The following is a 7,063-nucleotide window of genomic DNA, read 5'->3' on the forward strand; positions in this document are numbered from 1 at the left end:
CGGTTACTGGACGGCATTATGCGCAAAGCCCACCGCAACCGTCCGCTGACGGAAGCGCAAACCAAACGTAACCGATATTTGTCGAAGACCCGTTATGTGGTTGAACAAAGCTTCGGGACGCTGCACCGTAAATTCGGCTACGCCTGGGCAGCCTATTTCGGACTGATTAAAGTGAGTGCGCAAAGCCATCTGAAGGCAATGTGTTTGAACCTGTTGAAAGCCGCCAACAGGCTAAGTGTGCCTGTTGCCGCCTAAAAGGCGGCCCGGATGCCTGATTATCAGGTATCCGGGGAGGATTAAGGGGGTATTTGGGTAAAATCAGGAGTGACTTGGGGCGAAAACAGCTGAAAACCTGTGTTTGGGTTTCAGCTGTCGAAGGAAGGGCTTTTTTGCAAAGGTCTCGGCTTGGTGGTATAGGGTGAAGCAGGTGTTTTTGTGCATGTTCCTGTTTCAGTATTCTCCTAGAAATACTGTAAACAACGCTACTGTTTTCTATATGTAAGGATTGCAGGCTTGCCTGGAAAATTCATCGTCAGGGTGTGGATGAATAGCTTTTTCCTAAAACCCCGCCCGATCCAATTCTTCCAACAGAGCAGGCCGACGCGGTTTTTTCGCTATATCGTTCCCTGATTTCGTCGGCAAAGTCTTCCATCGCCTGCCGTTGTGCGGAATATTGGCGGCGGAGGGTCTTCAATTGGCTCAAGAGCTGGCGGTATTGCTTACGGTTGCTTGCCTTATTGATTTCAGCCGCAAAGATTTTCAGGTAGAGCGCTACGATTCGGTCGTGATACGGCTCGGGGAAAGACGGGGCAAAACGTTCCATCATGTACAACGAAAGGTGTTGCTGCAATAGGGCGAGCAACAGGTCGAATTCCTGTTCATGCTCCAATATTTCAGCTTGCAGCGAATATTGACCCGACAAGCGCGCAAGTAGGCGGTTGAATTCATCCGGCCATTCGGCGGCGGGAAACGTGGCTTTCCATGCCTCGTAATGCGGCAATGAAAGGCTGGTGGAAAACGCCAAATCCGCTGCGATTTCGCGTACATTTTTATCAGTTTTCTTCAATACATCAAAAAGTTGCAGCTTCCATTTGTGCAGTGTGCCGAGTGTTCCTTCATCTTCGGCAATGTTGATGCCTTCACGCAAGAGGCGTTCTGCTTCCGCCCAATTTTGCTGCCCGACAGCTTGTTCTACCGCAATTTGTCTGAATTGCGGCAGGTGCAGATGTCGTCTGAAATAATCCTGCGCGGCAGCAGTATCGCCTTTCGCCTGCAAAACCTGCCAACCCTCAAATGCCCAAAATTCATGTTCCCAACCCGACTTGGTAACAGCCAAACGTTTAGCCACATAATCTTGCCACGCCTGCCATTCGCCGCGCAGCCGCCAGATTCGGGCGCGGATTTGGTAGATTTTATTGCCTGCCTCCGAGAAATCAAAATAGCGGCTGTCGTCCAAACATTTGTCCAAAAAATTAATCAAACGCTTCGGGACATTTTCCATGACCGCCTCTTCCAGCAGGTCGATTGCCATATACATAGCATCGCCCAACATACCGTCCGAATCATCCGCCTTTTCAAAAGCATCCTGCAAACGCGGTATCAACAGAGGCAAAGCCTGCTGCAACGCCGCCGTCCCCTCCTGCGCCACATCTTCCAACCAGTTTTGCAGCCTGAAGCCCAAATCGGCGGCTTCGTAGTAATCATAATATCGGGTTCGGGAAAAGATTTTGGAGAGCTGCTGCCGATACGGATTGCCGCCCTGTTTAGGCTGTTGCGCATCGGATTCGTCCGGCCGCTCGTCCGGCGTTTGGGCGCGCACCGCATACCACAACGCCGCCATATGCTTGCACGCCCAGCCATAAGGACAATCGCAGCCCCCGTCCTTAATGTACAAATCACTATCCAGCTTCAGCCATACCGAATAGTTTTCCGAACCGCACACCTCCGCCCGATAACGCCCGGCGGAAGTTTTTTGGACATCGCGAACCTTGCCCTGCTGAAAATACAGCAGGCCGCGTTCGGCGATGTGGGGCGGGAACAGGTGGAGCGGATGGATACGGGGCATGGTTGGCCTCCATGAAGTTGTTGAAATATGGGGAGTTTACTGGTTCGGGTGACGTTTGGGGAGAGGGTTGCGGGAAGATTTGTTTAGCAAAGCGGCAAAAGGTCGTCTGAAAATGGGTTTCAGACGACCTTTTTTTGGGTGGGAAGGGGAGTAGTTTAGAAAGTCCACACATATTCTGCGTATGGATTCCAAGTTGTATAGGGGGGGTATCTTCCAGAAATACATATGAGTAGAACAGTGTTATGAGTTGACAACTTGTTTATTAAAAACATCTTTCTTGAACTGTACTAATTCTTGAATTGTCTGCACATTAGGATTGTATATCCACTCACGATCAAAATGTGTTTTTAGGCGTTTACTCATAAAAGCATTACCAATAACCAAAGAATTAAACTGATTACCGGTTTCTCGTTGTATTTCGATTGATGCCAACAAATCATCAGGTAAGCCATTCATCACAAAATCGGAAATCATTAATAAGTCCGCCTTTCGATAGCTTTCTTGCTCCATCATTTTTAGCGCATGACGTAAAGCTGGGGCAGCATCTGTACCACCATGAAAGGATTGACGTAAAAAAGCAATCAAATTGGAAATCCCTGTTTTACTTGTTAATTCAAAAGTTTCTATTCCAGTGGAAAAATTGATAACAAAACAAGAACGGTTTTCGCTTTTGGCTTTTGTTCCTAAAAACAGAGCCATTGCTTTGGCGATATTTTCAGGTAGCCCGTTCATTGAACCGCTGGTATCTACGCATAAAATCATTGGTCCGAGCTTTTCATCCTCTTGGCTTTTTTGTTCAACTATAATTTCAGTTGGGGCATCACAATAGGCCATTCCTTGCAATTCAAAACACATTAATTTGGATTCCAAAAACTTCAAATCAAATAAAATCGACGTTTCTTCATCTGCCATTAAAGCCAATTCAGACGGCAATACATACTCTAAATCTTTACCTAAACGTAATCCGATAATTTCTTCGCGCGAATTTACATCAATCTGTGGATTTTGGATGTAAACAGTCTGTTTTACCTGTTCGATTTTTTCGGATTGTTCGATTTGGCGCATTTTGCCTAGTAATTCAGCAATCTGTTGGGCATTCTTATCTTGGGTCAGATAATTCAGCCAACGTTTCATTTCTTCAATATCTTGTGGGGTCAAATTGCCAATATCGTCTCCTATACCAAAACCCAGCTGTTCCAATTGTTGCGAAAGCTGCTTAACTACTTCTAATTCTTGTTTTAACTGGGTTAAAAGTTCCTGCCTTAATTGATTAATTTGTTCTACTTGCCATTGAGCTTTGGCTTGGTCTAACTGTTGCTGCCATTTTTCCGTCAACAGTTTCAAAGGCAAATTCTGTTTATGAGATTTTACCTGCTTGCTTTGAGCCAATTCTTTTTGCCAAAAATCTTTTTCAAACGGTATGCCTGTCAATTTGCAGAAACGTTGGTAATCATCAACAGGCGATTGATTAAAAAGTCCTGTCTGTTGATGATTTTTCAGATTTTCTTCATGTATGGCAAATGGACTTCTTTGCCATAAGTCCAACTTGGTTTGGTGTGCCCAGCCAAATAACCTTTGTTGAATCTGTCCACCTAACCAACTGTGCTGTTTGAACAAATCTTGATAATCTGTTTGCAAAGAAGCTTTAATCCATCTTATTTGCTCGAATAGTTTGCTGCTTAACGACATAATGACCCCAGCCGTTCGCAGTCTTTAATCCGCAAATTAAGTTTGTCGATTTGGTCTAAAATACCTGATACAGCAATATCAATATCGGCTTGGATTGCAAAAGGGCTTTGCAGGTACTGTTGATATTCCTCATATTTTTTCTCAACTTGTTTTTTTGTATCAATAAATTGTTTTCGAATATCAGATACGGATTGAGCGAGTGAATGAATTATCCATTCACTGACATCTGATTTTTTATCTCCTTTATGAAACATAATTTTAGGTTTGAATGTTAAAGGTTTATATGAATCACGATTAAATCCTCTATTAATTTCTAGTTTTAATGAACAACTGCCTTGCCCATTAAATTGACATTTGATGTCTTTGATAGTATTTCCCTGTTCATCGAGAGGGTGAAATGTATCTTGGCTTTTAAATTTATCAAATGGAACAAGTAGCTGATAATTCTTATTGTAATAATTGTCATATGAATCTATAAATGTAGCTGAAACAGGGAAATATTTTTTTTCATTTATTTCAACTGTATCATAAATATTATTAGAATAATAAAGCTGTTTATTAATCTCCTTGTCCAAATTCTCTTTTTCCCTATCCAATCCAGCCAAATCAATATCCGTATCGAACCCGCAGGATTTAATGGCATTCATCACGATTTCTTCAACGGTTTCCCGATTTTCAGGTGTTGTCCACAGGCAATATTTCAACAAAACCACATCACTGTGATTGGTTTCTTTACGTCCATTGCAGAAAGCTGAAGCCTTTAATAATACAGCCGCACGCTGCCAACGGCGATCAGATACATAAACGCCCAATTTATCAAACTGTTCTGTTAATTCTTCCCTAATATATTTGATAATCAACAAAGTATCTGTGCTGAGTTTGACTTCGTGAAGTTGCTCGCGCCATTTGGCAAGCTCTTGATAACTAATCTTCAAATCTTCACTGATTTCAGGTTTGTCGCTGCTTGGTTTACTGTCTAGTAAACGGTTAAAATTCTCTTCTTGTTCAATCGGCGGTACGAGCAGGCGGATAACAAAACGGTCGTATAGGGCTTCCAAGCCTTGATTTTCAGGCGGAATTTCATTGGAAGCAGCAATCAGGGTTTTGAGCGGTACATTAATCCGTTCATCGCCGTTTTTGAAAATATGCTCATTAATAATGGTCAGTAAGTTATTCAAAATAGCAGGACTGGATTTCCAAATTTCGTCGAGAAAGGCAAAATCGGCAGTCGGTAAATAGCCGTTTATTTTTCGGATATACCGGTCTTCTTTCAATGCTTTAATAGATACGGGACCGAATACTTCTTCAGGTGTACTGAAGCGGTTCATTAAGTATTCAAAGTATTGAGGATTTTCAAATGCACATGCCAAGCGGCGGGAAATCAGGCTTTTCGCTGTTCCAGGCGGACCAAATAGGAAAGTATTGTGTCCTGCAATCGCTCCAAGCAGGGAAACTGCCATAATTTGATTGCGTTCATGAATGCCATTTGTGAGTTGTTGCAGCAAATCTGTTATGCGTTTCTGCATCTCATTCTTCTGAGAGTGTTGGAATTTTTTAGAATTTTGAACAATACGTTCATAATTATTTTCGCTTTTCATTGTGTTGTACCTTTTATGTAAGTTAGAAATTTTCCTGTAAATGTATTGGATAATATCACTACTTATTCAACCCTTCCCACTCCTTCAACAACCTCTTCACCGAAACCGGATACGGCGTCTTCAATTCCTGCGCAAACAGCGACACTCTCAATTCTTCAATCATCCATTTAAAAGCGGCGAGGTCGTCTGAAACGGGTAGTCCTTGTTTTACCAAGCTGTCGGTTTTTTCCTGCCACATTTGTTCCAGCTCTTGAATATCGGCTTCGCGGGCTGCATCGCGGGCGGGGTTGCCGCTGTATTTTTCGAGGCGCAGGGTCATGGCTTTGAGGTAGATGGGGAGGCGCGGCCATTGTGCCCACGGGGTGCGGGTGGCGAAGCCGGCGGCGAGCAGGGTTTGCAGGCGGTGGCGCAGGAGGTGGGTAAGCGGGTGTTTGCCGAGTTTACTGTTCAGTTCGGCGTAGGCGGCGGTTTCCTGCAAGTAGCGGCTGAGGGCTTCTTTGACGGCGGGCAGGCGGCTGCGGGCGCGTTTGATTTGTTCTTTGAAGGCTTTTTCGTTGCGCGGCAGCTCGTCTTCGCCGATAAAGGCGCGGTCGCAGACGGCGTGGGTGAGGTCGTCGCGCAGGGTGTCGGCGTTGATGTGTTTGAGCAGCATGGCGGCTTGGGTGAAGCCTTGGATGCCTTTGTTCAGGTCTTTAACCTGTTCTTTTAGTTGTAGTTTCATGAGTTCGATCACGCCTAATCGGTGGGCTTGTTCGGCGGCGGCGGACGTGTCGAATAGGCGCAGGGCGATGCGGCCGTCTTTTTCTTTTTGCAGGCCGAGGTAGCCGGTGAGCTGTTGTTTGCCGCGGGCGAATTTGATGGATTCGGGCAGGGTGCCGATGTCCCATGCGGTAACGTTGTCACGCTCGAATTCTTGGGTGTTGTCGCGGAAGGTGGTGGCGGCGGCTTTGCCAAGTTGTTGTTGGATTTGGATGAAATCGCGCCCCATGGCTAATTCTTGCCTGCCGTCGTCGATGATACGGAGGTTGAAATAGCAGTGTTCGGGCAGCCTGAACGCGGCCCATTCGTCTTGGTTGATTTGCTCGAGTATGCGGATGTCGCCTGCGGTTTTGGCGATGGCTTGGGCGAGTTGGGGCAGGATGGGGGCGTTGCGGTCGGGGTTTTGGCTTAAAAATTGGGTGATGAATTCGGGCACGGGTACGCAGATGCGGCGGATTTGTTTGGGCAGCGCTTTGATTTGTAGCTGAATTTTTTCGCGTATCATGCCGGGCACGAGCCATTCGAGGGCGGCGGGGCTGATACGGTTGAGCACGGTGAGCGGCAGGGTGAGGGTAACGCCGTCGAGCGGGTGGTGCGGCTCGAAGCGGTAGCTGAGTTTGAATTTGCCGTCTGCGGTTTGCCAGTGTTTGGGGAATTGTTCTTCGGTGATGTGCGCGGCGGCGTGCTGCATGAGGTCGTCGCGGCTGAGGAACAGCAGGTGCGGGTTGTCGCGCTCGGCGGTTTTGAGCCAGGCTTGGAAAGTGCGGATGTCGGAGAGTGGGAGGGGTTTCAGACGGCCTTTTGGGGGGGCAGGCTGCTTTTTGAGTTTGGGGTCGTCTGAAAGTGTTGAGATTGCGGCACTCTGTTCCCTCTCCTGTGGGAGAGGGGTAGGGAGAGGGTTTGTTGAGGTTGAGGAAAAGTTGGTTTGTGCAGCAACTGTTTTGCCTCTCCC

At 46.3% G+C, this 7,063-nt stretch carries 5 protein-coding genes; 1 reads left to right on the forward strand and 4 read right to left on the reverse strand.

What is annotated here, in order from left to right; all coding sequences use genetic code 11:
* On the forward strand, window positions 1-255 hold a 255-nt coding region (locus tag NSCA4_RS0100545), incomplete at its 5' end, for a transposase (protein ID WP_016686335.1).
* A gap of 277 nt (window positions 256-532) precedes the next feature.
* Here NSCA4_RS0100545 and NSCA4_RS13385 read toward each other — a convergent pair.
* From NSCA4_RS13385 to NSCA4_RS0100565, 4 genes are all read right to left on the reverse strand, one after another.
* Window positions 533-2,065, reverse strand: coding sequence for an SWIM zinc finger family protein (locus tag NSCA4_RS13385; RefSeq protein WP_255265245.1), 1,533 nt, complete (start codon window positions 2,063-2,065; stop codon window positions 533-535).
* Between the two features lie 240 nt (window positions 2,066-2,305).
* Window positions 2,306-3,703: a VWA domain-containing protein gene (locus NSCA4_RS0100555; protein ID WP_255265246.1), complete on the reverse strand. Its 1,398-nt coding sequence runs from the start codon at window positions 3,701-3,703 to the stop codon at window positions 2,306-2,308.
* Window positions 3,704-3,744: 41 nt separating this feature from the next.
* Window positions 3,745-5,352 (reverse strand): AAA family ATPase, encoded by a 1,608-nt coding sequence (locus NSCA4_RS0100560; RefSeq protein ID WP_016686337.1) that lies wholly within the window; start codon window positions 5,350-5,352, stop codon window positions 3,745-3,747.
* Window positions 5,353-5,410: 58 nt separating this feature from the next.
* Window positions 5,411-7,063 (reverse strand): DUF3418 domain-containing protein (locus tag NSCA4_RS0100565; RefSeq protein WP_029609422.1); only part of this gene is annotated, 1,653 nt, incomplete at its 5' end.

This window comes from Neisseria sicca 4320 (assembly GCF_000193735.1).
GTDB lineage: Bacteria > Pseudomonadota > Gammaproteobacteria > Burkholderiales > Neisseriaceae > Neisseria > Neisseria sicca_E.